Annotated in this window: 29 protein-coding genes; 21 read left to right on the top strand and 8 right to left on the bottom strand. The window is 46.2% G+C overall.

Going from position 1 to position 19,853, the window contains the following annotated elements:
• The 5 genes from ACTTJF_RS07210 to ACTTJF_RS07190 form a co-directional block, all read right to left on the bottom strand.
• A partial coding sequence (locus ACTTJF_RS07210; protein WP_442551363.1) for a MalY/PatB family protein occupies positions 1-1,024 on the bottom strand: 1,024 nt, incomplete at its 3' end.
• A gap of 655 nt (positions 1,025-1,679) precedes the next feature.
• On the bottom strand, positions 1,680-2,897 hold the full coding sequence (aroC, locus tag ACTTJF_RS07205; RefSeq protein ID WP_442551362.1) for a chorismate synthase: 1,218 nt from the start codon (positions 2,895-2,897) through the stop codon (positions 1,680-1,682).
• Complete coding sequence (rnc, locus tag ACTTJF_RS07200) at positions 2,894-3,562, bottom strand: ribonuclease III (protein WP_442551361.1); 669 nt, start codon at positions 3,560-3,562, stop codon at positions 2,894-2,896. The genes aroC and rnc overlap by 4 nt, the downstream gene beginning before the upstream one ends.
• The gene (rnhA, locus tag ACTTJF_RS07195) at positions 3,562-3,999 is read right to left on the bottom strand and encodes a ribonuclease HI (protein ID WP_442551360.1); all 438 of its coding nucleotides are present in this window, start codon (positions 3,997-3,999) and stop codon (positions 3,562-3,564) included. Before rnhA ends, rnc begins: the two co-directional genes overlap by 1 nt.
• Positions 3,977-5,002, bottom strand: coding sequence for a hypothetical protein (locus ACTTJF_RS07190; RefSeq protein WP_442551359.1), 1,026 nt, complete (start codon positions 5,000-5,002; stop codon positions 3,977-3,979). Before ACTTJF_RS07190 ends, rnhA begins: the two co-directional genes overlap by 23 nt.
• 63 nt (positions 5,003-5,065) lie before the next feature.
• Here ACTTJF_RS07190 and dnaG point away from each other — a divergent pair, with 63 nt between their 5' ends.
• The 3 genes from dnaG to ACTTJF_RS07175 all read left to right on the top strand — a co-directional run bounded on the left by dnaG (position 5,066) and on the right by ACTTJF_RS07175 (position 8,563).
• On the top strand, positions 5,066-6,724 hold the full coding sequence (dnaG, locus tag ACTTJF_RS07185; RefSeq protein WP_442551358.1) for a DNA primase: 1,659 nt from the start codon (positions 5,066-5,068) through the stop codon (positions 6,722-6,724).
• Positions 6,721-7,707, top strand: coding sequence for an argininosuccinate synthase domain-containing protein (locus tag ACTTJF_RS07180; protein WP_442551357.1), 987 nt, complete (start codon positions 6,721-6,723; stop codon positions 7,705-7,707). The genes dnaG and ACTTJF_RS07180 overlap by 4 nt, the downstream gene beginning before the upstream one ends.
• A gap of 298 nt (positions 7,708-8,005) precedes the next feature.
• A complete protein-coding gene (locus ACTTJF_RS07175; protein ID WP_442551356.1) occupies positions 8,006-8,563 on the top strand; it encodes a restriction endonuclease in 558 nt (185 codons plus the stop codon).
• A 137-nt stretch (positions 8,564-8,700) separates the two neighbouring features.
• Here ACTTJF_RS07175 and ACTTJF_RS07170 read toward each other — a convergent pair whose 3' ends face one another.
• The 3 genes from ACTTJF_RS07170 to ACTTJF_RS07160 all read right to left on the bottom strand — a co-directional run bounded on the left by ACTTJF_RS07170 (position 8,701) and on the right by ACTTJF_RS07160 (position 11,534).
• Positions 8,701-9,270 (bottom strand): ribonuclease HII, encoded by a 570-nt coding sequence (locus ACTTJF_RS07170; protein ID WP_442551355.1) that lies wholly within the window; start codon positions 9,268-9,270, stop codon positions 8,701-8,703.
• A 278-nt stretch (positions 9,271-9,548) separates the two neighbouring features.
• A complete protein-coding gene (locus ACTTJF_RS07165; RefSeq protein WP_442551354.1) occupies positions 9,549-10,430 on the bottom strand; it encodes a hypothetical protein in 882 nt (293 codons plus the stop codon).
• A gap of 9 nt (positions 10,431-10,439) precedes the next feature.
• Positions 10,440-11,534, bottom strand: coding sequence for an ATP-binding protein (locus tag ACTTJF_RS07160; protein ID WP_442551353.1), 1,095 nt, complete (start codon positions 11,532-11,534; stop codon positions 10,440-10,442).
• A gap of 393 nt (positions 11,535-11,927) precedes the next feature.
• Between ACTTJF_RS07160 and rpsJ the strand changes: the two genes are divergently transcribed.
• The 18 genes from rpsJ to rplR all read left to right on the top strand — a co-directional run bounded on the left by rpsJ (position 11,928) and on the right by rplR (position 19,845).
• A complete protein-coding gene (gene rpsJ, locus ACTTJF_RS07155) occupies positions 11,928-12,239 on the top strand; it encodes a 30S ribosomal protein S10 (RefSeq protein WP_002947121.1) in 312 nt (103 codons plus the stop codon).
• A gap of 14 nt (positions 12,240-12,253) precedes the next feature.
• A complete protein-coding gene (rplC, locus tag ACTTJF_RS07150) occupies positions 12,254-12,832 on the top strand; it encodes a 50S ribosomal protein L3 (RefSeq protein ID WP_297936728.1) in 579 nt (192 codons plus the stop codon).
• Entirely contained in the window at positions 12,829-13,443 is a 615-nt protein-coding gene (gene rplD / locus ACTTJF_RS07145) for a 50S ribosomal protein L4 (protein WP_002953663.1), read from the top strand. The genes rplC and rplD overlap by 4 nt, the downstream gene beginning before the upstream one ends.
• A gap of 1 nt (position 13,444) precedes the next feature.
• On the top strand, positions 13,445-13,726 hold the full coding sequence (locus tag ACTTJF_RS07140; protein WP_002943076.1) for a 50S ribosomal protein L23: 282 nt from the start codon (positions 13,445-13,447) through the stop codon (positions 13,724-13,726).
• Between the two features lies 1 nt (position 13,727).
• The gene (rplB, locus tag ACTTJF_RS07135; RefSeq protein ID WP_122873084.1) at positions 13,728-14,558 is read left to right on the top strand and encodes a 50S ribosomal protein L2; all 831 of its coding nucleotides are present in this window, start codon (positions 13,728-13,730) and stop codon (positions 14,556-14,558) included.
• A gap of 2 nt (positions 14,559-14,560) precedes the next feature.
• Complete coding sequence (gene rpsS / locus ACTTJF_RS07130) at positions 14,561-14,842, top strand: 30S ribosomal protein S19 (protein ID WP_002947116.1); 282 nt, start codon at positions 14,561-14,563, stop codon at positions 14,840-14,842.
• Between the two features lie 9 nt (positions 14,843-14,851).
• On the top strand, positions 14,852-15,184 hold the full coding sequence (gene rplV / locus ACTTJF_RS07125; RefSeq protein ID WP_002947114.1) for a 50S ribosomal protein L22: 333 nt from the start codon (positions 14,852-14,854) through the stop codon (positions 15,182-15,184).
• A gap of 1 nt (position 15,185) precedes the next feature.
• Positions 15,186-15,887 carry a 30S ribosomal protein S3 gene (rpsC, locus tag ACTTJF_RS07120; RefSeq protein WP_009494829.1) on the top strand — a complete coding sequence of 234 codons (702 nt, stop codon included), beginning with the start codon at positions 15,186-15,188 and terminating at the stop codon, positions 15,885-15,887.
• A gap of 2 nt (positions 15,888-15,889) precedes the next feature.
• Positions 15,890-16,315, top strand: coding sequence for a 50S ribosomal protein L16 (rplP, locus tag ACTTJF_RS07115; RefSeq protein WP_122867138.1), 426 nt, complete (start codon positions 15,890-15,892; stop codon positions 16,313-16,315).
• Entirely contained in the window at positions 16,302-16,487 is a 186-nt protein-coding gene (gene rpmC / locus ACTTJF_RS07110) for a 50S ribosomal protein L29 (RefSeq protein ID WP_124851387.1), read from the top strand. Before rplP ends, rpmC begins: the two co-directional genes overlap by 14 nt.
• Positions 16,488-16,497: 10 nt before the next feature.
• The gene (gene rpsQ, locus ACTTJF_RS07105) at positions 16,498-16,749 is read left to right on the top strand and encodes a 30S ribosomal protein S17 (RefSeq protein ID WP_009494830.1); all 252 of its coding nucleotides are present in this window, start codon (positions 16,498-16,500) and stop codon (positions 16,747-16,749) included.
• Complete coding sequence (gene rplN / locus ACTTJF_RS07100; RefSeq protein WP_002947105.1) at positions 16,749-17,117, top strand: 50S ribosomal protein L14; 369 nt, start codon at positions 16,749-16,751, stop codon at positions 17,115-17,117. Before rpsQ ends, rplN begins: the two co-directional genes overlap by 1 nt.
• Positions 17,117-17,353 (top strand): 50S ribosomal protein L24, encoded by a 237-nt coding sequence (gene rplX / locus ACTTJF_RS07095; RefSeq protein ID WP_442551352.1) that lies wholly within the window; start codon positions 17,117-17,119, stop codon positions 17,351-17,353. Before rplN ends, rplX begins: the two co-directional genes overlap by 1 nt.
• Before the next feature lie 2 nt (positions 17,354-17,355).
• Positions 17,356-17,901, top strand: coding sequence for a 50S ribosomal protein L5 (gene rplE / locus ACTTJF_RS07090; protein ID WP_002947103.1), 546 nt, complete (start codon positions 17,356-17,358; stop codon positions 17,899-17,901).
• A 1-nt stretch (position 17,902) separates the two neighbouring features.
• Positions 17,903-18,088 carry a type Z 30S ribosomal protein S14 gene (locus tag ACTTJF_RS07085; protein WP_002943090.1) on the top strand — a complete coding sequence of 62 codons (186 nt, stop codon included), beginning with the start codon at positions 17,903-17,905 and terminating at the stop codon, positions 18,086-18,088.
• A 9-nt stretch (positions 18,089-18,097) separates the two neighbouring features.
• On the top strand, positions 18,098-18,493 hold the full coding sequence (gene rpsH / locus ACTTJF_RS07080) for a 30S ribosomal protein S8 (RefSeq protein ID WP_002943159.1): 396 nt from the start codon (positions 18,098-18,100) through the stop codon (positions 18,491-18,493).
• Positions 18,494-18,941: 448 nt separating this feature from the next.
• Complete coding sequence (gene rplF, locus ACTTJF_RS07075) at positions 18,942-19,478, top strand: 50S ribosomal protein L6 (protein WP_002943347.1); 537 nt, start codon at positions 18,942-18,944, stop codon at positions 19,476-19,478.
• Between the two features lie 10 nt (positions 19,479-19,488).
• The gene (gene rplR, locus ACTTJF_RS07070; RefSeq protein ID WP_295141345.1) at positions 19,489-19,845 is read left to right on the top strand and encodes a 50S ribosomal protein L18; all 357 of its coding nucleotides are present in this window, start codon (positions 19,489-19,491) and stop codon (positions 19,843-19,845) included.
• Positions 19,846-19,853 lie beyond the last annotated feature (8 nt).

Here is a 19,853-nt window from a genome sequence, read left to right as displayed (position 1 = left end):
CTTTTTGGCGTAAAAATTTATGAAAATCGCTCGCGTCGTCGCAAATTTCGCGGCAGTCAAGCCATAGCAGATACGTGGCGTCCTGCTCCACGAGCCTAATCTGCGGCAGTTCGTTTTGTAAAAACTCGCTCACGATTTTGCGGTTTTGCTCTACGTATTCGCGCATCTGCTCGAGCCACGCTTCGCCTTGCTCAAACGCCGCGATCGCCGCGATACAAGAAAACGCGTTGCCCTCGCCGACCTCGTCGTCGTTGATGGCTTTTGCCATTTTGGCGCGCAGTTTTGGGTTTGGCACTACGGCGGCGGAGCTTTGCAAGCCGGCGATGTTAAAGGCTTTAGTCGGCGAAATGCAGGTGATCGAGATGTTTTTGCAAGTCTCGCTCGCGCGGATAAACGGTACGTAGCTTTTGCCGGGGCTTGTGATGTCGCAGTGGATCTCGTCAGAGATCACCAAAACGCCGTGTTTAGCGCATAGTTCGCCGATTTTGGCTAGCTTTTCCTTGCTCCAAATTTTACCGACTGGATTGTGCGGGTTGCAAAGGATAAACATCGTCGTTAGCGGGTCGGCGAGTTTTTCTTCGAGGTCGGCAAAGTTGATATCGTAGCCGCGTCCGTCGTATGCTAGCTCGTTTGTAAGCGCGATCCTGCCGTTGTTTTCGATGCTGCGATAAAAGACGTGATAAACGGGACTTTGGATCACGATTTTATCGCCTACGCTCGTAAATTTGCGCACCGCAGAGCTAATGATCGGGATTACGCCCGTGCAAAAAATCAGCCAGCTCGGGTCAAATTTGACGTCGTGACGCCTGCTCCACCACGAGCAAACGGCTTCGCTCCACTCCCGCGGCACGTATGAATAGCCAAAAACTCCGTTGTCTAGGCGCTTTTGCAGCGCTTCTAAAATTTCTGGCGCGACCTTAAAATCCATATCCGCTACCCACATCGGCAGCTCGTCGCCGCTTGTTTTCCACTTTGACGAATACGTCCCGCCTCGCTCCACTGGCGCGTCAAAATCGTATTTCATTTGCTCTCCTTGCGTGATTTTTGCGGATATTTTAGCGAATTTTGTTTTTTTGTTACTTAATGGTCTTGGGATAAATTTGTAAATCGTATGAACAAAAAAGCAAATTTGCACAAAATGCCGACCTGCTCAAAAACGGCTATTTTGACGGCGGTTTTTGATTGGAGCGGCGACAAAATCAATTATTTATTTTGATTCAAAAGCCTTTAAATTTAAACGTAAAAATGAAGCAAATTTAACCTATCTTGCGCGAGATATTTTAAGAAAGCTACAAAACTCCTCGTAAACGCTATAGACTGACTCGTCCGGATATCGTGCCAAGGCTTAGATTTTAGCGCTTCGTAGTCCGTTTGGAGCGCGCTGTATGGCTAGTTTTTTGGATATATTTTTCTTGCCGTTAGGGTTAAAGAGTCTAAATTTACGCGCTCCTGGCTCCTTGCCACGCTCTGTTTTTCTATGATTTATTACATAAATTTTAGATATTTTATGGCGCCTGCGAGCAAATTTTCTAAGCCGCCGTGTGAGATATTTTTATATCAAATGTGTCCGTTACGCCGTTTTTTGCCGTTTGTATTATAAATATAAATTTGGCAAACATCTTTGTCGCGCGCAGCATCCGTTTTACTCCGCTTCGTTTGGAGTGCGGTTTATCTTGGAGTTAGCCGTAAATTTTCTTTAAATTCGCAAGATTTGCGCTCAAATTTAAAAGTGGCATATCGGCCGTTACGAGCCTTGCCATCGCGGTGGCTACGACGCTGCCGCGTACTCCGATACACGGATCGTGCCGCCCGCGCAGTTCGCAGAGGGTATCCTCTCCGCGCACGTTTTGCGTCGGTTGAGATAAAAATATCGACGGGGTCGGCTTAAAATGCGTCTTTATCACGATCTCCTGCCCGCTAGTCATACCGCCTAGCGTTCCGCCCGCGTGATTTGAGGCAAAGCCGAATTTTTCGTCCGAATTTGAGCCGCGACAAGCCGCGCCGTCCGCCTCGTTTTTGCATTCGTCAAATTTGCCGCCGTTTAAATTTACCGGCTTGCCCGCGCCGTCAAGAGTAGAGTCGTCAGAGCTACTCAAATTTACGCCCGCATACGCCGCCCTCATCGAGTCGTTATTTTGGCTGCCGCGCATCTTGCTTGCATTCACGCCCTCGCCGATCTCTACAGCCTTGACGCCGTTTATGCCCATCATCGCAGCCGCGATTGCCGCGTCAAATTTATAGTATAGCCCCTCGCCAAGCCCGGCCGGCGCGCCGCGGATAACCGTGACGACGCTAGCTCCGACGCTGTCATGCTCCTGCTTAGCTTTTAGGATTTCTTCTTTCATCGCTTCTTCATTGCCTAGCGAAAATATCTCCGAGCGCGCCGCGAGATCAAAGTCTAACCGCTCGCCGCACGAAATTTCGCCCACGCTAGCTACGCCGCTTTGCACGCTGATGCCAAATTCGTCCAGCAGAATTTGAGCTATCGCGCCGCCCGCCACGCGTACGGCTGTCTCTCTAGCCGAGCTGCGTCCGCCGCCTCGGTGGTCGCGGATGCCGTATTTTCGGTAGTAGGCGTAGTCTGCGTGCCCTGGTCGAAAGAGCTCGCGCAAATTTTCATAATCGCCCGATTTTTGATTTTCGTTTCGGATGATAAAGCCGATCGGAGTGCCCGTGCTGACGCCTTCAAACACGCCGCTTAAAATCTCCACGCGGTCGCCTTCGCTCCTTGCCGTGGCAAATTTCGAGCCGCCGGGTTTTCGTTTGTCAAGCTCGCTTTGGATAAAATTTAGATCAATGCGCACGCCTGCTGGAAACCCGTCTAACACGCCGCCGATCGCCGCTGCGTGACTCTCGCCGAACGTCGTTAGCGTTAGTTTGCGTCCGAAGGTATTCACTTGCCATCCCCTAAAATCTCAAGTGCGGTTTTGGCCGCTTTTTGCTCGGCTTCTTTTTTGCTCTTGCCCGCGGCTCGCGAGATCTCGCGCTCGTTTAGCATTAGCGCGATCTCAAATTCCTTCTTGTGATCGGGGCCTTTTGAGCCGACCAGCACGTATTTTGGTATCTCCGCAAAGCGCGCCTGGGTGAGCTCTTGCAGCGCGGTTTTGTAGTCCTTGACCATGCGGTCGAAATTTATATCCGGGTAGCATCTCTCAAAGGCTTTTAAGCTAGCCGCACGCACGGCGTCAAAGCCGCTTTCTAGGTAGATCGCACCCATCAGCGCCTCAAAGGCGTCCGATAGGATCGAGGCTTTTAGACGTCCGCCGTTGTGCTCCTCGGCCGGCGAGATGTTGATGAGTTGGCCTAAATTTAGATATTTGGCCAGCTCGGCAAAGCTTTTTTCATTTACGAGCGCAGCGCGTAGTTTGCTTAGATCGCCTTCGCTTAGGCGCGAAAATTTGTGAAAAAGATAATCCCCGATCACCAGATCCATCACCGCATCGCCCAAAAACTCGAGCCTTTCGTTGTTTGCGCCGCCTTTTACGCTTTTGTGCGTGAGCGCGGTTTTTAGCAGCTTTTCGTCTTTAAATTTATATCCTAATTTCTCTTCCAAATTTCGCATTATTCGCCTTTTAAGCTATTTTTTATCTTTACGGCTTGCTCGCGCGCCATCTCGTCGCAAAGCTCGTTTTGCGGGTGTCCGGCGTGACCTTTGACCCAGATCGCCTCGACCTCGTGCGGTCCGCTTGCGCTTAGATACTCCTGCCACAGCGGGACGTTTTTTACGTTTTTAAAGTTTTTCTTCACCCAGCCGTCCAGCCACGCATTTACGGCGTTTGCGACGTATGAGCTATCGGTGTAGAGCTTCACGCGGCAGGGCTGCTTTAGCGCTTTTAGCCCCTCGATCGCAGCGCGTAGTTCCATTTGATTATTCGTCGTGTGCGCCTCGCCGCCGCTTGCCGTTTTTTTGTGCTCGCCGTACTCTAGGATGTACGCCCAGCCGCCGGGTCCCGGGTTATCCAGGCACGAACCGTCGCTAAAAAGGCATACTGTTTTCATCAGATTTTTCCGTGATGTGAGGCAAAATTTGCACGCTGCCTAGTTCGCTACACATCGGACAGCGGTAAAAATGCATCGGAAAGGCGTTTTTGCAGCTCTTGCAAACGTAGTTAAAGCTAAGCGCGGCCTTGTCGTAGTTTGCCGCTTTTAGTTTCTTTAAAACCTCTAGCTCAAAGCCAAGCGCCGCGCCGTCCTCGTCGCTCATGCCTTTGATGAAAAACAGGCTCTTGTACTCGGGATCGGTTAAATTTACGGGCGAGTTTTGATAATAAACCAAATCCAAAACGTCCCCTAGCGGCGGAAAATCGCTAAAATCCTTAAGTCCCGAACCATTTAAATTTAGCCTCTCCATCGCCATACGCCGCACGAGCGCAAATTCATCTTTTAGCGCTAAAATTTCGCTGATTTTGCCTGCTTCGTCTTTGCTTTTATCGGCTAAAATTTGCAGCGCCTTTATATACGCCGTCTGCGCTCTTACGTCGCTACCGAGCTCTTGCAGCGCGTCCAAGGCCTGCAGCGCGCCCTCGTAGTCTTTTAGTTTTTCGAAAATTATCGTTAGCGATTTTAGCGCGATTTGATTTCGCGGAGAAATTTTTAGCGCCTCTAAAAAGACGCTTTTTGCGCGCTCTAGAAAGCCCGCCTTAAAATAAGTCTGACCCAGATCGGTAAAAATTTGCTCCTTTGCCGCGCGGTTTTTAGCCCGCTCTAAAGCCACGGCATAGACGTTGATAGCCTTTTCAAAATACCCGCTTTTTGAAAACGTCCCCGCCAAAAAGCACATCGTAGCCGTATCTGCGCCCGAGTTTATCAAAAGCTGCTTGTTTTCGTCGCTCAGGCCTTGAGATTTGCCGAATTTTTTCAAAAATCCCGCGATCTCCGCCTTTTCGTCCTTGCTCTTAAAAACGCCCCACGCGTAGCTAAAAACGGCGATCACGAGCACCGCGGCGACTAGCACCACGAGGCCGAAAATCGGGTCTCTAAATTCGATAAAAAATATATCCAAAATGCCGCTTTCTAAAGTCAAATTTAACGCCGATTATAGCAAAACGATTGTATAATCTCGCTTATGATCGATCCAAAATCAATAGAAAGACTAAAAGCGCAAACCGATATCGTCGATATCGTCGGACACTATCTGCCGCTGAAAAAAAGCGGAGCGAACTTTGTGTGCGTCTGCCCGTTTCACGACGATAAAAACCCGAGCATGAGCGTGAGCCCGTCGCGCGGGATATTTCACTGCTTTTCGTGCAAAGCCGGCGGCGACGCGATCAAATTCGTGATGGACTACGAAAAGCTAAGCTACCCCGAAGCCGTCGAAAAGATCGCCGGACTGCAAAATTTCACGCTAAACTACGTGCGCGGCGGCGAACCGGCGAAGGAAAACAAGCACATCCTAGAAAACGCAAACGCCTTTTACCGCTCGCTGCTTTATAAAACGCCAGCAGCCGTGGAGTATCTCTACTCGCGCGGTATCACAGACGAGCTGATCGATAAATTTGAACTAGGTTTCGCGCCTGAAAGCGCGCAAACGATAAGGCTACTGCAAAACGAGCAAATCGAACCCAAAGAAGCCCTAGAAGTCGGTATCGTAAAGCAAAACGAAAACGGCATCTACGCTAGCTTCATAAATCGCATCACCTTTCCCATCTACACGCACGCGGGACGGCTCGTGGGTTTTGGCGGACGTACGATCAGCGGCAACCCCGCTAAATACGTAAATTCGCCCCAGTCCGCGGTCTTTGACAAGTCCACGCTTTTTTACGGGTACCACCTGGCAAAGCGCGAAATTTTCACCAAAAATCAGATCATCATCACCGAAGGCTACATGGACGTCATCATGCTGCACAAGGCGGGCTTTAATAACGTCGTAGCCGTGCTTGGAACCGCGCTCACGACCAAGCACCTGCCGCTTTTAAAACGCGGCGAGATTAGCGTCATCTTGTGCTTTGACGGCGACGACGCGGGCATAAACGCCGCGACGAAGTCCGCCCTGCTGCTCGCGCAAAACGAAATCGACGGCAGCGTCGTCATTATTGAGGGCGGCGCAGATCCCGCCGATATGGTCGTCGCGGGTAAGATAGAGTATCTTCGTCAAATTTTTGAAAGCGGCACGGAGATAGGAGAATTTTACATCAGGCATCTAGCTAGCGGCTTTGACCTCTCGCGCCCCGTGCAAAAGCAAAAGGCGCTAGAAGCGATCCAGGCCTTTACCGCGAGTCTAAAACCCGTCGTCGCAAACTCCTACGCGCCGCTCGTGGCTAAAATTTTAAAGATAGCCGAGGGGTCGTTTCGGCTAACTAGAGGCGCAAATACGCAAGCCGCTCAGGAGCGCATGCAAGCCTACGAAATGCAAAATTTCGGTAAAAATCAGCGTGGGCGTAAGGATATACTTGAAATTCGGTTTTTAAAAACGATGATCGAAAATCCAAATTTTAAAAGAATTGTTTTGGAAAATTTAAAGCCTGAATATTTCGTCCGCCACAGAGATATTTTCGAAGCCGTCGCGCAGGGGGTCGATGCAGACGATCCCGCCGTACGCGAGCTGATGTTTGAAAATTACGACGCCTTTACCGACGAGGACGAAATTTTAAAAAATATAGTTATTTTGAAAGTGAGATTTTACGAGAATTTGCACAAAGAATATTCGGCAAAACAAATTCCTTTAGAGGAAAAGAAACAAATACTATCAAAAATAAAAAAAATTATCGAGGAACTTAAAAAATGAAAGCGTTAGTTTTATTTAGCGGCGGGCTTGACAGCATGATCGCCATCAAGCTTCTAACCAGCCAAGGCATCGAAGTTACGGCGATCCATATCGACATCGGCTTTAGCGGCGACGAGGAAAAGATGGAAATTTTACGCCGCCGCGCGAATGAAGCCGGAGCCGAGTTTAAGATCGTAGATATCAGAAACGAATACCTACGCGACGTGCTTTTTACGCCTAAATACGGCTACGGCAAGCACTTTAACCCCTGCATCGACTGCCACGGATATATGTTTAAAACGGCGCTTGCGATGATGCGCTCGGAGGGCGCTAGCTTCATCGCGACGGGCGAGGTGGTCGGCCAGCGCACGATGAGTCAGAGGCGCGACGCAATGGCGCGTGTCAAAAATGCTGCGGGCGACGAGGATGATCTCATCCTGCGACCGATGTCTGCGCGGCTGATGAAGCCGACAAAGCCCGAGCGCGAAGGCTGGGTCGATCGCAGCAAACTGCTCGCCATCGGCGGACGCGACCGCAAAAGACAGCTCGCGCTTGCCAAGGAATTCGGCTTTAGCGAATTTGAGACGCCAGGCGGCGGGTGCTTGCTCACGATCGAGAGCTTTGCGAATAAAATCAAAGATTTCATCAAATTTGACCCTAACATGACGAGCGCGGATATGCAGCTGCTACGCCTCGGGCGGCATCTGCGCCTAACAAACGGTACTAAAATGGTCATCGGGCGCGACGAAAACGATAACGCCAAGCTGCTAGCCCTAAATAATCCGAAATTTACGCAGATCAAATTTGACGGCGATATCGTGGGCGCGGTGAGCTTCGTGGACGCTAAATTTAACGAGGCCGACCTCGAGTTTGCCGTGCGGCTGGCGCTTGCCTACACCAGAGCCGATAAAGATACGGCGGTGCGAGCTAGGATCGGCGAGCGCGAAATTTGCGTGAAGCCTTTTGAGAGTAAAGAGCCTGCGCAGGAGTTTTTCGTTAGTTAAATTTGGGAGCTTTAAATTTGCCTGATTTTCGAAAAAGGGCAAATTTAAACGGCTCGAAGCGCTTAAGTTTTTGCCGTCTTTCATTAAATTTACCGCAAATTTTAGAGCCCACGCACGGATAAATTTCAAATTTACGACACAAACCCTTTGTTTTAACTCGGCAAATTTAATTTACCTTGCGACGCAGTAAAATCAAAATGATTTTGGCTTTTATTTTATTTTGATATATTTTAAGTATAATTCTCATTTTAATATAATAATGAGAGTTTTTGCGATGGATTATCAAGGATTATTTTTATTGGCGCAGTTTTTAAACGAGAGAAAAAAGGCGAGCCGTAAGGAGATAGCCGAGTTTTTATCGCACAAAACGGGTGCGAGTCAAAGCAAAGCGGACGCGCTTTTAAGCGTCATAGCAAATAGCCCTAAAATTCAAGCTTTGCCGCAAGAAAAAAGGATCGTTTTAAAGACTTCGCGCGGGATTTACGAGATAAGCAAAGCCGGCGAAAAACTCCTAAAAAACAAAAACGCTAGACAAAATTTTGAAGCTTGGATCGGCGACGTTTACGGCGAAACAAAGACGCAAAATTTGCCCGCGCCCAAAGCGAAAAAATACCTAAAAACCGTCACCGCTCTCGTCGTCCATGAGATAAAGGACAAAATGATCGGCGAAGCAATCAAAAAGCCGATAGAAGCGATAAAATCGCTCGCGCTAAAACTCATGAAAAAACATAAATATCTAGGCAAATTTTATGCTTTTAGACATGTTTTTTTGGCGCTTTTGGCTGCCAAAATCGCGTTTGATGTCGTAAAATTCTTTAAAAATCGCAAGCTAGAAAAACTACTTGCGAGCAGCTGATTTGCTCAAATTTGATTAAAAAGTTTAAATAGAACGCACGATAGATGATTGTAAATTGCGATTTCTTGAAGTTAGATGCGCGACCGCGATAAACCGCTTATCGCCTAAAACTTAAAAACTCATTTTATATCCAAAAATCATTCGTCAAACAGTCCGCGCTCAAAGCTTTTCACGCGAAAGCTACGTCTTTGCAGCGGCGAGTCGCCCAGTTTTGCTACCGCGTCCATGTGCGCCTTCGTACCGTAGCCTTTGTGCGCGGCGTATCCGTAGCCCGCATGCACGCCGTCCCACGCCGTCATCAGCGCGTCGCGGCTTACTTTGGCTAGGATGCTGGCCGCGCTTACTTGTGCCACTTTGCCGTCGGCTCCGACCATGGTTTTTACGCCCGTGCCGTAGTTTGCGTTGCCGTCGTAGAGCAACTCGCAGTCCGCAAAATGCGACTTAAACAGCCGCAGCGCGCGCCTAAGACACTCGCTAAGCCCCAGCTCGTCGATCTGCTCGTTTGAAAAATACGCGATGAGAAATTCCGAGTTTCCCGCGATCTCTTTAAACAGCTCCTCGCGCCGCTTCGCCGTCAGCTTTTTTGAGTCGTTTAGCCCCGCTATCTCGCGCTTTAGCACGCATGCGGCTACCGTCAAAGGCCCAGCCAGCGCGCCGCGTCCCGCCTCGTCGATGCCGCAGATTTGGGCGTCAGATTTGTTTTTCATCGGTGTGCTTTCTTATTAAATTTTACTTTTTCAAGTACAAAATTTATCGGCGTAATGAGATTTTTGTGCTTGAAGGTTCCATCCTGCCGAGCGTAAAATTTGCAAAATTTAAGCCGTCAGATTTTGCCTTGGTTTGATTTGATTTTTGATTTTTTATCTCTACGGTATTTGAAAATTTATTTTTCGCTTGCGTCTTTGTTTTGTCAAATTTTAGCTTGTTTCGTATCAGATTTTGCCTTCCATTTTTAAAATTTCCTTGTTCTGACGGAAAATTTCGGCTAAAACAACCCGAAATTTTGCTTTAAATGTTCTTTGATGGGCTCAAGCGGTAGCGAAATTTCGCTGTTTTTGCCGCCGGTCGTACCGTCAAAAAACGTAATCCCGCTTGGCGAGAGCGTAAAATTTTCGCTCGGAGCTATCTTTTCTTTTGCGAAAATCGCGGTCAAATTTGCGTCGTCTAAATCCTTAAAAACGTCGCTCAAATTTATCTTTTTTAGGTTTTTTAGCCAGACGGTTTTGCAGATTTTTCCGCTCGCGCCGAGTTCGCAGACGCTTCTTATTTTGCCGTTTTGATACTCGAGGTTATTTAGCGCGTTTGCGGCGTTTTTTGAGGGGTCTTTGAGCCATAGCGTTTTAAAATTTTCAAGTTTTGCGGCGAGAGATTTTTTGTTATTTTGCGCAAATTTAGGTGCGTAAAAGTCGCTCGCGACGGCTTCAAATCGCGCCCCGTCTTGCCTGGTCTCTTGCAGCCCGAGTGCGGCAAAATCATAGCTCGCGACCTGTTTTATCACAGCTTTTCGCGCCTTGCCTCTGATCGCTAGCTTGCCCGTCAGTTCGCCGTTGTCCGCTTTTACGCTTAGATTTAGCCACTCGGTGACCGCGCTTACGGCCGTTATAGCGGCGCCCGATCTCTCGATGCCGCCTTTACTGAAGTCGTATCTGGCGCCCTCGAAAAAGGCGTGCCCTTGAAATTTAGGCGGCAAAACGACGCCCTTATCGCTAAAATTTTCAAACTCGGCCTCAAGCTCGCTGATGTAGAGCTCAAATTTACTCCCGTCCGCCTCGCCTGCAAATTTATAAATTTTGCCCTCGTTTTCGTGTCTGATCTCGTAGCCTAGCGCCAAAACGCAGGCTAAAAATAGCGCCGCAACCGCTCTCATAACCGCTCCTTATATGCCCAGCGCCCAGCGCGAAAACGACGCGACCTCGCATTTTATGCCCTCTATGCTCGTCTCGCCGGAGTTCGCCACGCTGATTGCTTGTAGCCTATTTATACCTAAATTTTTTAAATTTGCGTGCAGTTTTTTAAATTTTAAAAAGACCAAATCCGCATCGCTAAACGGCGAGCAAATGATAGCAAGTTTCCTTTTTGGCAGGAAAAAATCAAGCTCTTTGGTATAAAAAATCTGCTCGTTAAATTTGGCCAGCTCGCAAAAAACCGTGTTATTAAAATTTTTAGCGAAGTCCTTTTTTAGGCTTAGCGCGCTTTTAAACGCAAAGTCGCTAAAATAAAGCCTTTTTGCGGCGTTTGGCTCGTTAAATTTTTCCACTAGGCTAACCGCGCTCATGTTTTCCAGCTCGCTAAGCGCGCCGTAAACGCTATCTTTTGAGATTTTTCGGACGGATTTTAGCGTGCTAAAAATCTCAAAAACGCTCACGTTTTGCGCCTGAGCTTTCGCGCACTCTTTTAGCACGGCTAGTTGCGTGGCGGAGAGTGAGGATTTTAGCGCGGTTTGTAGATTTGCCGCGACGTTTTCGGCGTCGTAAAAGGCCGAAGCGGGACTCCTGCCGTGAAGCAAAAAGTGGCTAAAAAGCGTATGGGGATCGATCTTTTTCGAAAAAAATGCGATAAATTCCTCGTAGTCTAAAAAATCCAAATTTAGCTCGCTAAAGCCGTTTAAATTTGCGTCTTTAAACCCAGAGGCGACGACAAAATTTTGCAAATTTAGCTCTAAAATCGGCTCAAATTTATCCTGAAATCTCTGCTCGAAATCATCGATCGCTAGAATTTTTATCTGCGGATTTTGGCGTAAAAACTCGGGCAAATTTGACAAAATCTCATCCGCATCTATGCGAAGGTCGCCTAAATTTACGTACAAAAACTCTTTGCTCTCAAATGCCGACAAAAAGCCCGCGATCAGCGAGGTTTTGCCACTTCCTACACCGCCTTTTATCAGCGTTTTGGGTGCGGAGATCTCAAATTTTCTATTTATAAATTTGACGTTTTTTGGCGGGCTTTGGTATAGCGCGTTTAGAGTTTGCATTTTTAGCCTTTAAAATTTGGAAAATTATAGCGAAGTTTCCTTGTAAAGAGGAAGCTAATTAAAATTTAACGTCAAAAAACGATCAAAATTTGTCAAATTTAAAAGAAAATCCGTTAAATTTGAGCTAGAAAAAAGCGGGCAAATTTTATCCTAACCAAATTTGCGCCCAAATAAACCCGCTCAAATTTATCCAAAATCAAATTTAAATATTTCGCTTGAAATTTCCAGCCAAATTTACAAAAACTTCCTTATAAAAAGGAAATAAATCTATTAAATTTCATTAAATTCGCTCAAAATATTGACATTAAAAAGCCATTTGGATAAAATCCGAGTCTCTTACATAAGTAAGAAGTGTCGTATGTTTGCGACAAGTTCTATTCAAAGGAAAGAAATATGGAAAGAATCAGGCTTAAGCTTAAAGCTTATGACCATAGAGTTCTCGACCGCACAGTTGCAGCCATAGTAGAAGCTGTCAAACGAACGGGCGCCGACGTCAGAGGTCCGGTGCCGATGCCTACGAAGATCAAACGCTACACGGTCTTAAAATCACCACACATCAACAAAGACTCACGCGAGCAGTTTGAAATGAGAATTCACGCTAGAATGCTAGATATCGTAGCGGCTACGCCCGATACCGTCGACTCGCTAACAAAGCTTGACTTAGCCCCTGAGGTTAACGTCGAAGTCCGCGCGATGGGCAAATAAAGGCGAGGTGAAAGATGGAATATATCGTAGAAAAAATAGGCATGAGCAGAACGGTAAACAACCCAAGCATCCCCGTTACGCTTCTAAAGGTTGTAAACGCTAAAGTTTGCGAAGTGAGCGAATGCGGCAGCGCGATAGTAGCTTATGCTAAAGGTAAAGCAAAAAATAAAGCCATAGAGGGTCAGCAAAAAAAATATAGCCTAACGGCGGAATTTAATAAATTCGCAACCCTAGAAGTCGCCAATAAAGAGGCAGGCGATCTTGATTTTAGTCCGCTTAGCTCGGCTAAAATTTTAAAAGTTAGCTTCAGCTCAAAAGGTAAAGGCTATCAAGGCGTCGTGAAAAGACACGGCTTTGGCGGCGGTCCGAAAAGTCACGGTTCTCGCTTCCACAAAAGACACGGCTCTATCGGTAACCGCGAGTGGCCGGGACGCGTTCAGCCTGGTATGAAAATGGCCGGACACACCGGAAACGAAAAAGTTACCGTTAAAAACGAGATCGTAAGCTTTGACGCCGAAAACGGAATTTTGGTTTTAAAAGGCAGCGTCGCTGGCTATAACGGCGCAATGGGCAGAATAAGGATAGTAAAATGAGTAAAGTTTGCGTATTAAACGAAAAATTTGAAAAAGCTAGCGAGCTTGATCTACCGGCTAATTACGCCCAGATCAACCCGCACAACCTATATCTTTACGTTAAGTCTTATTTGTCCGGTATGCGTTCAAATTCGGCTCACACCAAAACCAGAGCTTTCGTAAGCGGCGGCGGTAAAAAACCGTGGAGACAAAAAGGTCGCGGCGGCGCTAGAGCGGGCTCAACCAGAACTAACGTCTGGGTAGGCGGCGCAGTGGCGTTTGGTCCGAGCAACGAGCGAAACTATTTCCAAAAGGTCAATAAAAAGCAAAAAAGATTGGCGCTTGAGTTCGCGCTAAACGAAAAAGCTAACGCGGGTAAAATTTTCGCGGTAGATAGCATAGAGATCGCAAGCGGTAAGACTAAAGACGCTGCTAAAGTAATCAGCGCGTTAAATTTGAGAGACGCTTTGGTCGTAAAAGATCTGCTTGACGACAACACGCTATTGGCGTTTAGAAATCTATCAAACTGCTATCTAATCGATGCGAGCGAGATAAACGCTTATTTAGTGGCGACTTACGGTGCCGTCGTTATCGAGAAGGCCGCACTTGAAACTATAATAAAAGAGGGCTGAAATGGCAGATATAACTGATATCAAAACGATTTTATATACGGAAAAAACTCTCGGTCTTCAAGAGCAAGGCGTGGTCGTTATACAAACTTCGCCTAAGATGACTAAAAACAGGCTGAAAGAAATTTTGAAAGAGTATTTTGGAGTGACGCCGCTTCGCGTAAATTCGCTTAGAATCGACGGAAAAGTTAAGCGTTTCAAAGGAAGAGAAGGACAACGAAGCGAGATAAAGAAATTTTACGTTAAGTTGCCTGAAGGCTCAAGCCTAGAAAATGTGGAGGCGTAAGATGGCGATAAAAACCTATAAACCTTATACACCTAGCCGCAGATTTATGACGGGCTTATCGAGCGAGGATATCACCGCTAAACCTAGCGTGAGAAGCTTGCTTGTAAAGATCCCTGTAAGTGGCGGTAGAAATAGCAACGGAAGAATAACTTCCAGACATAAAGAAGGCGGAGCGAAGAAACTTTATAGAATCATCGACTTTAAACGCCGCAAATTCGGTATCGAAGGTAAGGTCGAAGCTATCGAGTACGATCCGAACAGAAACTGCCGCATCGCGCTTATCGCTTATAAAGACGGCGAAAAACGCTATATCATCAGACCAAACGGACTAAACGTCGGCGATGTCGTAGCGGCAGCCGAGGCGGGCCTAGACATAAAACCCGGCAATGCGATGAAACTAAGAAACATCCCGGTGGGCACTATCGTGCACAACGTGGAGCTAAAGCCGGGTAAGGGCGCTCAGATGGCTCGTTCAGCCGGCGGTTACGCTCAGCTAATGGGTAAAGAGGAAAAATACGTAATGCTTCGCTTGCCAAGCGGCGAGATGAGACAAGTGCTTGCAGAGTGCATGGCTAGTATCGGCGTAGTAGGTAACGAAGATTGGGCGAACGTAACTATCGGTAAAGCCGGACGTAACCGCCACAGAGGTATCCGTCCTCAAACTCGCGGTTCTGCGATGAACCCGGTAGATCACCCGCACGGCGGTGGTGAGGGCAAGAAAAACTCAGGCCGTCATCCTGTTACTCCATGGGGTAAACCGACCAAAGGTGCTAAGACTCGCCGCAAAAAGGCTAGCGATAAGCTTATAATTTCAAGAAGGAAAGGTAAATAGAGATGGCAAGATCACTCAAAAAAGGACCTTTTGTCGATGAGCATGTAATGAAAAAAGTCGTTGCCGCTAAAAAAGCTAATGACAACAAGCCGATAAAAACATGGTCTAGACGCAGCACGATAGTGCCTGAAATGATAGGCCTAACGTTTAACGTTCATAACGGCAAGAGCTTCATTCCAGTATACGTTACGGAAAACCACATCGGATATAAACTAGGCGAATTTGCTCCTACGCGCACATTTAAGGGTCACAAAGGCTCAGTGCAAAAGAAAATCGGTAAGTAAGGGGATAAGATGAGCAAATCAATTATTAAATTCGTAAGATTATCTCCGACTAAAGCCAGACTAATCGCAAGAGAAGTACAAGGCATGAACGCAGAATTTGCGCTAGCCAGCCTTAGTTTTATGCCAAACCGCGGCGCAAAATTTATCGCTACGGCTATCAGCTCTGCGGTAGCTAACGGCGGATTCGAGCCTGAAGAGGTTATCGTAACAAGCTGCCGCGTGGATGCGGGCCCAGTATTAAAAAGATTTAGACCGCGAGCGAGAGGAAGCGCAAGCAGAATCCGCAAACCGACTTCTCATATCTTAGTAGAAGTATCTAAACCTGAAAAGAAGGAAGCGTAATATGGGTCAGAAAGTAAATCCGATAGGTCTAAGACTAGGAATAAACCGCAACTGGGAGTCAAGATGGTTTCCTGCTAAAGGAACTTTGGCTGAAAATATCGGCGAAGACTACAAAATTCGCGCTTTCTTGAAAAAGAAACTTTACTACGCGGGCGTTTCTCAAATTTTGATCGAGAGAACCGCTAAGAAAATTCGCGTAACCGTCGTAGCAGCTCGCCCCGGTATTATCATCGGTAAAAAGGGCTCTGACGTAGAGAAGCTTAAAGAGGATATCCAAAAGCTGATCAACAAAGAAGTAAACGTAAATATCAAAGAAGAAAGAAAAGCTCAAGCTTCGGCTCAGCTAGCTGCGGAAAACGTAGCAATGCAGCTTGAAAAACGCGTTGCTTTTAGACGCGCGATGAAAAAAGTTATCCAAGGCGCTCAAAAATCAGGCGCTAAAGGTATCAAAATTTCAGTTGCAGGACGTCTTGGCGGCGCTGAGATCGCTAGAACCGAGTGGTACTTAGAGGGTCGCGTTCCGCTTCATACTCTAAGAGCTAAGATCGATTACGGCGTTGCCGAAGCGCATACGACTTATGGAAACATAGGTATAAAAGTGTGGATATTTAAAGGCGAGGTTCTTCAAAAAGGCGTTCAACCTGAAAAGAACGAAGAAGAAAAAGCCGATAAAAAACCGCGCAGAGCAAGAAGAGGTAAATAATCATGTTGATGCCAAAACGAACTAAATTTCGCAAACAGATGAAAGGCAGAAACCGCGGTAAAGCTACTCGCGGCGCTGATCTTGCTATGGGCGAGATCGGAATCAAAGCCATAGAAGCAGGCCGCGTAAATTCGCGCCAGATCGAAGCGGCTCGTGTGGCTCTAACCCGCCACGTAAAACGCCAGGCTAAAACTTGGATCAGAGTTTTTCCAGATAAGCCGCTAACCAAAAAACCTCTACAAACTCGTATGGGTAAAGGTAAAGCCGGAGTCGAAGAGTGGGTTATGAATATAAAACCAGGTCGTATAATAGTCGAAATGGCGGGTGTAGATGAGGAATTAGCGCGCGAAGCTCTAACTCTAGCCATCCACAAACTTCCGTTTAAGACTAAAATCGTAACGCGAGAGAGTGAAAATGAAATATACTGATATTAAAGACAAAAGCGTTGCAGAACTTAACGCGTTATTGAAAGAGAAAAAGGTGCTTTTATTTACTTTAAGACAAAAGCTAAAAACCATGCAGCTAAGCAACCCTAACGAGATTCGCGCCGTCCGCAAGGAAATAGCGCAAATCAACACTGCAATTAGCGCTTCAAAGTAAGGGGTGAGAAATGGCATTAAAAAGAGAAATTCAAGGTGTCGTTTTACAAAAGGCCGGCGATAAGACGGCTACGATTTTGGTTGAGAGACGCGTTATGCACCCAAGATACCACAAATTCGTAAAACGCTTTAAAAAATATATGATTCACGACGAAAAGAACGAAACTAAAGCGGGCGATACTGTCGTAGCTATCGAATGCAGACCGCTAAGCGCGAGAAAATCTTTCCGCTTAAAGACTATTTTAGCGACGGGGGTTGAGTAATGATACAATCTTTTACGAGGCTTACGGTCGCCGATAATAGCGGTGCGAAAGAGCTAATGTGCATTAAAGTTTTGGGCGGCAGCAAGAGAAGATACGCGACGCTTGGCGACGTTATCATCTGCTCGGTTAAAAAGGCGCTTCCAAACGGTAAGATCAAAAAAGGTCAAGTGGTAAAAGCAGTCGTCGTTAGAACTAAAAAAGAGGTTCAAAGAGATAACGGCTCGCTAATCCGCTTCGACGAAAACGCAGCCGTCATCCTAGATAACAAACGCGAGCCTATCGGTACTCGTATCTTTGGACCGGTCGGCCGTGAGGTTAGATACGCTAACTTTATGAAAATCGTTTCGCTTGCTCCGGAGGTGTTATAATGGCTAACGTTAAATTTAAAGTAAGAAAAGGCGATACCGTTAAGATCATCGCAGGCGACGACAAGGGTAAAACAGGTAAAATTTTATCCGTCCTAGCCAAAAAAGGACAAGTCATCGTCGAGGGCTGCAAGGTAGCTAAAAAAGCTATAAAACCTAGCGAAAAAACCCCAAACGGCGGCTTTATCAATAAAGAGATGCCTATTGATATCTCAAACGTTGCAAAAGTTGAGGGCTGAAAATGAATAGATTAAAAGCTAAATATAACGAGGTCGTAAAGCCTGCTTTGGCTAAAGAATTCGACATCAAAAATCCTATGCTAATCCCTGCGATCGAAAAGATCGTGATAAGCGTAGGTGCTGGCGAATCGGCTAAAGATCAAAAGCAACTTCAAAACATCGCCGATACTATCTCGCTAATCGCAGGACAAAAAGCCGTAGTTACCGATGCTAAAAAATCGGTTGCGGGCTTTAAAGTGCGCGAGGGATTTCCCGTCGGCGTAAAAGTAACGCTTAGAAAAGAGAATATGTTTGCATTTTTAGATAAACTAATCTCTATCGCGCTACCGAGAGTTAAGGACTTTAGAGGTCTTCCAAAAGACGGCTTTGACGGACGCGGAAACTACAACTTCGGTCTTAACGAGCAGCTAATGTTCCCGGAGGTCGAGTACGATAAGATTTTACGCACTCACGGTATGAATATAGTTATAGTCACGACGACAAACAGCGACAAAGAGGCATTCAAATTGCTTGAGCTATTTGGTTTGCCGTTTGCGAAAGGAAAGTAATATGGCAAAAAAATCAATGATAGCAAAGGCTGCCAGAAAGCCTAAATTTACGGTTCGCGGCTATACGAGATGCCAAATTTGCGGACGTCCGCATTCGGTTTATAAAGATTTTGGAATTTGCCGCGTATGCCTAAGAAAAATGGCTAACGAGGGACTAATCCCGGGTCTAAAAAAAGCAAGCTGGTAAGGAAGAGAAATGTTAAACGACTTAATTTCAGACGGACTAACTCGCATTAGAAACGCCGCAATGAGAAGACTCGAAACTACGAAGCTTCTTCATTCAAACGTCGTCGAGGCTACTTTATCTATCCTTGCGGCTAAAGGCTATATCGAGAGCTACAACGTCGTAGAAGAAGATAAAAAGAAATTTATAAACGTAGTTTTAAAATACGACGAGCACGGCAGAAGCGTGATTAACGAGCTTAAGCGCGTATCAAGCCCGGGTCGCCGCGTTTATAAGGGAAAAGACGAGATCAAGAGATTTAAAAACGGCTACGGAACGATCATCGTTAGCACCAGCAAAGGCGTTTTGAGTAACGAAGACGCTCATAAAGCTGGCGTAGGCGGCGAAATCCTCTGCTCTGTGTGGTAATTGTCTAAAACGCTACGGGGTAGCGTTTTTGGATTACCTTGAAATAAAGCTTAAACGATAGGCTTGTTGTATTTGCAACTGCGACATCGTTTTTGCATTTTTGAAACGAAATTTGACTCGGTATGTTTTCGTAGTTTATAAAATTTACGAAAAACTTCCGCCGTCAAATTTATAAAATTTAAAATCGGAAGTTTAAATTTAAAAAGCTTCCCAAATTTAGCTCGGCTTGCAAATTTATCCAAATTTGCCAAAGCTAAATTTAAAAACGACGATGTCAAATTTAACGTTAAATTTTTTGGAAAGTAACTCCAAGAAACAAGTCAAATTTGACGAGAAAATTAAAGTGTTTGAAGCGGTTTTTATCGCTTCGATTCATTTCTATTTTTATGGTATTGCGGTATCCATTCGTAAAAGTAGACATACCCTAGACAAGTAAAAAAGGAAAAAAATGTCACGTATAGGAAAACAGCCGATAGCTATTCCAAGCGGAGTAGAGGTCAGCGTAGAAGGCAACGTCCTTAAATTTAAAAAAGGCGCTCATTTAAAAGAGCTTGACACAAAAGGGCACGTAGACGTCAAAGTCGAAGATGCTCACATAGTATTTTCTCCAAAAAGCGACGAGAGACAAGATAGAGCCTACTGGGGCACTTATAGAGCGCTTGCAAACAATATCGTCATCGGCATCACAAAAGGTTTTGTTCGCCAGCTTGAGATCAACGGCGTCGGTTACAAAGCCGCTGCTAAAGGCCAAGTGCTTGAGCTTACTTTAGGATTTTCTCACCCGATAAATCACGAAGTGCCAAAAGGCGTCGAAATCAGCGTAGAGAAAAACATCATCACTATTAAAGGCGACGATAAGCAAGTGGTCGGTCAGATCGCGGCTCAAGTCAGGGCGTATAGACCGCCTGAACCGTATAAGGGCAAAGGCGTTAAATACGTAGAAGAGCGCATCATCCGCAAAGCCGGTAAGACATCTAAGAAGTAAGGGATAGATAATGACAGCAAATGTATTAAAAAGAAAACTCGCTCTTAGAATCAAGAGAAAAAGAAGAATCAGAGCCAAAATTTCCGGCACTGCGGTATTGCCTAGAATTTCTATCTTCAAATCAAACAGAACTCTTTACGTCCAAGCTATCGACGACGTAGCAGCCGTAACTCTAGCGGCGGCAGACGGTAGAAAACTAGGCGTAAAAGCAAACAAAGAAGGCGCCGTAACTTTGGCTAAAGAATTTGCAAAAACTCTAAAAGCTAAAAAAATAGAAACGGCATTATTCGACAGAAACGGCTATTTGTATCACGGAGTTATAGCGGCTTTTGCAGACGCATTACGTGAAAACGGTATCAAACTATAAGGAAAATC

This window comes from Campylobacter sp. (genome assembly GCF_052170435.1).
In the GTDB taxonomy this organism is placed as follows: domain Bacteria; phylum Campylobacterota; class Campylobacteria; order Campylobacterales; family Campylobacteraceae; genus Campylobacter_A.
Note: the sequence above shows the minus strand (reverse complement) of the source record. Positions and strands in the feature narration are given on the sequence as shown.

Excerpts from the sequence above, each read along its gene's own strand:
- ACTTJF_RS07140 (WP_002943076.1), top strand. The coding sequence starts at position 13,445 with ATGGCAGATATAACTGATATCAAAACGATTTTATATACGGAAAAAACT.
- rpsH (WP_002943159.1), top strand. The coding sequence starts at position 18,098 with ATGTTAAACGACTTAATTTCAGACGGACTAACTCGCATTAGAAACGCC.
- rplN (WP_002947105.1), top strand. The coding sequence starts at position 16,749 with ATGATACAATCTTTTACGAGGCTTACGGTCGCCGATAATAGCGGTGCG.
- ACTTJF_RS07085 (WP_002943090.1), top strand. The coding sequence starts at position 17,903 with ATGGCAAAAAAATCAATGATAGCAAAGGCTGCCAGAAAGCCTAAATTT.
- rplC (WP_297936728.1), top strand. The coding sequence starts at position 12,254 with ATGGAATATATCGTAGAAAAAATAGGCATGAGCAGAACGGTAAACAAC.
- rpsC (WP_009494829.1), top strand. The coding sequence starts at position 15,186 with ATGGGTCAGAAAGTAAATCCGATAGGTCTAAGACTAGGAATAAACCGC.
- rpmC (WP_124851387.1), top strand. The coding sequence starts at position 16,302 with ATGAAATATACTGATATTAAAGACAAAAGCGTTGCAGAACTTAACGCG.
- rpsQ (WP_009494830.1), top strand. The coding sequence starts at position 16,498 with ATGGCATTAAAAAGAGAAATTCAAGGTGTCGTTTTACAAAAGGCCGGC.
- rnhA (WP_442551360.1), bottom strand. The coding sequence starts at position 3,999 with ATGAAAACAGTATGCCTTTTTAGCGACGGTTCGTGCCTGGATAACCCG.
- ACTTJF_RS07170 (WP_442551355.1), bottom strand. The coding sequence starts at position 9,270 with ATGAAAAACAAATCTGACGCCCAAATCTGCGGCATCGACGAGGCGGGA.
- rplD (WP_002953663.1), top strand. The coding sequence starts at position 12,829 with ATGAGTAAAGTTTGCGTATTAAACGAAAAATTTGAAAAAGCTAGCGAG.
- ACTTJF_RS07160 (WP_442551353.1), bottom strand. The coding sequence starts at position 11,534 with ATGCAAACTCTAAACGCGCTATACCAAAGCCCGCCAAAAAACGTCAAA.
- rplE (WP_002947103.1), top strand. The coding sequence starts at position 17,356 with ATGAATAGATTAAAAGCTAAATATAACGAGGTCGTAAAGCCTGCTTTG.
- rplB (WP_122873084.1), top strand. The coding sequence starts at position 13,728 with ATGGCGATAAAAACCTATAAACCTTATACACCTAGCCGCAGATTTATG.
- dnaG (WP_442551358.1), top strand. The coding sequence starts at position 5,066 with ATGATCGATCCAAAATCAATAGAAAGACTAAAAGCGCAAACCGATATC.
- ACTTJF_RS07180 (WP_442551357.1), top strand. The coding sequence starts at position 6,721 with ATGAAAGCGTTAGTTTTATTTAGCGGCGGGCTTGACAGCATGATCGCC.
- rplV (WP_002947114.1), top strand. The coding sequence starts at position 14,852 with ATGAGCAAATCAATTATTAAATTCGTAAGATTATCTCCGACTAAAGCC.
- rplP (WP_122867138.1), top strand. The coding sequence starts at position 15,890 with ATGTTGATGCCAAAACGAACTAAATTTCGCAAACAGATGAAAGGCAGA.
- ACTTJF_RS07165 (WP_442551354.1), bottom strand. The coding sequence starts at position 10,430 with ATGAGAGCGGTTGCGGCGCTATTTTTAGCCTGCGTTTTGGCGCTAGGC.
- rplR (WP_295141345.1), top strand. The coding sequence starts at position 19,489 with ATGACAGCAAATGTATTAAAAAGAAAACTCGCTCTTAGAATCAAGAGA.
- rpsS (WP_002947116.1), top strand. The coding sequence starts at position 14,561 with ATGGCAAGATCACTCAAAAAAGGACCTTTTGTCGATGAGCATGTAATG.
- rpsJ (WP_002947121.1), top strand. The coding sequence starts at position 11,928 with ATGGAAAGAATCAGGCTTAAGCTTAAAGCTTATGACCATAGAGTTCTC.
- rplX (WP_442551352.1), top strand. The coding sequence starts at position 17,117 with ATGGCTAACGTTAAATTTAAAGTAAGAAAAGGCGATACCGTTAAGATC.
- rnc (WP_442551361.1), bottom strand. The coding sequence starts at position 3,562 with ATGCGAAATTTGGAAGAGAAATTAGGATATAAATTTAAAGACGAAAAG.
- rplF (WP_002943347.1), top strand. The coding sequence starts at position 18,942 with ATGTCACGTATAGGAAAACAGCCGATAGCTATTCCAAGCGGAGTAGAG.